At 55.9% G+C, this 2,719-nt stretch carries 3 protein-coding genes; 1 reads left to right on the top strand and 2 read right to left on the bottom strand.

Annotated features, from left to right (window positions below):
* The first annotated feature begins 722 nt into the window (after nucleotides 1-722).
* The gene (locus tag ACH65_RS17315; protein ID WP_082190395.1) at nucleotides 723-1,109 is read left to right on the top strand and encodes an integrase core domain-containing protein; all 387 of its coding nucleotides are present in this window, start codon (nucleotides 723-725) and stop codon (nucleotides 1,107-1,109) included.
* A 242-nt stretch (nucleotides 1,110-1,351) separates the two neighbouring features.
* Here the strand turns inward: ACH65_RS17315 and ACH65_RS19250 are convergent, their stop codons facing one another.
* Together ACH65_RS19250 and ACH65_RS20045 are read right to left on the bottom strand one after the other, a co-directional pair.
* The gene (locus ACH65_RS19250) at nucleotides 1,352-2,257 is read right to left on the bottom strand and encodes a PoNe immunity protein domain-containing protein (RefSeq protein ID WP_082190396.1); all 906 of its coding nucleotides are present in this window, start codon (nucleotides 2,255-2,257) and stop codon (nucleotides 1,352-1,354) included.
* Complete coding sequence (locus ACH65_RS20045) at nucleotides 2,254-2,544, bottom strand: hypothetical protein (RefSeq protein WP_153242656.1); 291 nt, start codon at nucleotides 2,542-2,544, stop codon at nucleotides 2,254-2,256. Before ACH65_RS20045 ends, ACH65_RS19250 begins: the two co-directional genes overlap by 4 nt.
* Nucleotides 2,545-2,719: the final 175 nt, after the last annotated feature.

A 2,719-nucleotide genomic window follows, 5' to 3' on the forward strand; every position in this document is an offset into this window, starting at 1 on the left:
TCCGTGGCGGCACGGCCACCTTCGGTCTCCAGCACCGTGTGCGCATGGCCGGTGTCGCCAAAGCGACGAAAGGCCCCCAGTCCGTCGCTGTAGGCCTCCGCTTCCGGCGCCAGCCGGCGTTGAGCCCAGTCGGTGATCGTGGGATTGTCGAAGGTGGGGACCGCCGCTGCCGTGGGCGCCGGTGGCCACCAGCGAGAGGTCCCCCGCCGCGCGCAGGCCGCTGCCCTGCTGGGTCACGCTGTCGTAGGTGTCTTGTGCGCTCCGAACTTCTGCACCACCTACGCGGGCTAGCCCCCAACACCAAGTGGAACCACCAAGGATGCAAACGTGGATCGCATGGCTGGTCGGCTTATGGCGATGGCTGCTGGCATGGCGGCGCCAGCGCATGCCCGCTTTCGCGCAACCTTCCCGCCAACGCTGCCGACCCAAACCGCCCTGGGTGCGCCGTGAACTGATCCGATTGCGCGCGTGGTCGCCCGACCTCGGCTGCCGTGTCCTGGCGGAGGTATTCAATCGACGACATGCGGAGCACGGCATGACGATAAGCAAGTCCTACGTCGCGAACGTGCTACGGCAGGCCACGGTGGACATCGTCCGCCTGCGCCGTGACGGCAAGCATCGCGTGCCACGTCTCATGCCGACACATCGTGTGTGGGCGATGGACCTGACCGGCAAGGCCGACCTCGACGGCAAGCAGCCTGACCATCCTGCACGAGCTGATCATGGCGTGTCGCCACTTTGGCCTGCCGCGAACGATTCGCGTGGACAACGAGGCATGCTTCAACAGCCGCCTGATGAAAACCGCGTTGACCCTGCTCGGCATCCGCCTGCAAACCACCGAGCTGCACTGCCCCTGGCAGAACGGGCGCATCGAGCGTTTCTTCGGCACCTTCAAGCACCAGTTGGACAGGATCGCTATCACCGGCAAGGACGAGCTGCGTACCAAGCTGGTCGAATTTCGGGCCTGGTACAACCATGCGCGGCCGCATCAGCACCTGCATGGAAGCACGCCGGCCGAGGCGTGGAGCGGCATCGCCAAGTCCACACGAGAGGCCCGCTTTGTCAGCATATGGGAGGGACGGCTCACAGGCTGGTTCTTTCCGCCATAACTTTCGACGGAAAACCATTTGACGGCAGCAAGCCAACGGACTGGACTGTCCACGGGCAGGCTGCGCGATGACGGCGCGAAGCGGCACCAGAGCGTACCGAAGGCGCTGATTACGGCACGTCACGACAGCTTCGCGGTGATTTGGTCGACTCGATTTGCAGGGCGCTGCACAAAAAATCATCCGAAATACCAGCAAGAAAGGCTGTGGACACTGTGGACGGGACAACACTGTGGACGGGACAATCAGAGTTTCCCTAGAAATCTCGAAAACAAACTCTTTGGCGGCTGCGGTGAAGAAGGCGTGACTGGACGCTCGGCTATCGAGGGAATGGCAGAATCGGGATAGCTTGGACTCCGCCCATCCTGCAATAAATCACCAGGATAACTTGGATGGCTCAGGCATAACCGGTCGTCTATATCGAATACCTTGGCAACGACCACAGCCTCTATGCACCAACAACCAAAATATGCACCATTCATTCCAACCTTTTCATTATCGCAAAAAACCCACCAATAAGGAGTTCGAAAGCTACGCGGAAAACTTGGCGCCCCAGCATCTTTTAAACTAGCAAACCAGCCATCAACGAAGTCATATAACATCTCTGATCTACGATCGACGGGGGACTCAGTTACCTCCAACAATTTCCGATATACCTTGGGATAGCATAACTTGTCACCCACCCTTCGACCCACTTGGCGACTGGAAATGATTTTATCCAAAAGGGCATCCTCACCCTCATTGCCCATCAAAGTCAACAAACGAACCCATTGCTCATCCGGAATATTCATCACTAGCGCCAACCCTGTAAGCCAGAAGCAGCGGACATAGTGATCCAAGTTCACGGACCAAGAATGGCGAGTGTATTGAACATCATCACTCCATACATTTTCCCCTAAATTTTCAGCCGTTTCCCATGCATCCAGCAGACCCGAGAAATAGTGAGGCAGATCGACCACGGCATCACCACGAGAGTAACGCCTTAAAATTTGCTCTAAATAGTTTTTCACTATCTCAAACGCATATTGAGGCCTGTAATTAAGATCACCCCCTTCCTCTTTAAGAACCAACCACATCCTTGGGATGTGATCTTCCTTATACTTAACCCACCCATCCCAATAATCACTCGAACCTCGCTGATCACGCCTCATGGCCCAACTCCTTTAAACAAATCGGAATTCGGTTTTTGAATGAAGCTTCCACTTTTATCCACCAAACCGACAGTCACCTGACCGCTGGGATCAGTATGCACGACCCAACGCTCAATGCGACCTTGAGCCAAGGATGCCTGTATATCATCGGCAATCATAGGGTCGCCCACTGACTGTAAAAGACGATTATCACCCGTGACAGCACCTGTGGACCACGAATCGCTCATCTGCTTGCCATCGATTGTACTACCCAACTTCGATGTTCCGAACTTGTATTCGACAATCACGTAATCCACACCTGGTCGATCTACCTTGTATAGATCGTCAATGGGCCGCCTCAAACTCCGCGTGCAACACCATGCCATATCTGACATAGGCTGTTGCGATGAGAACGTACAACGAACTGACGCTGGAAGAGCGGGTGGAGATCCAGCAGCGGCTGGACAATATGAACTCAAATCC

Source organism: Frateuria defendens, from assembly GCF_001182895.1.
Classification (GTDB): Bacteria; Pseudomonadota; Gammaproteobacteria; order Xanthomonadales; family Rhodanobacteraceae; genus Frateuria_B; species Frateuria_B defendens.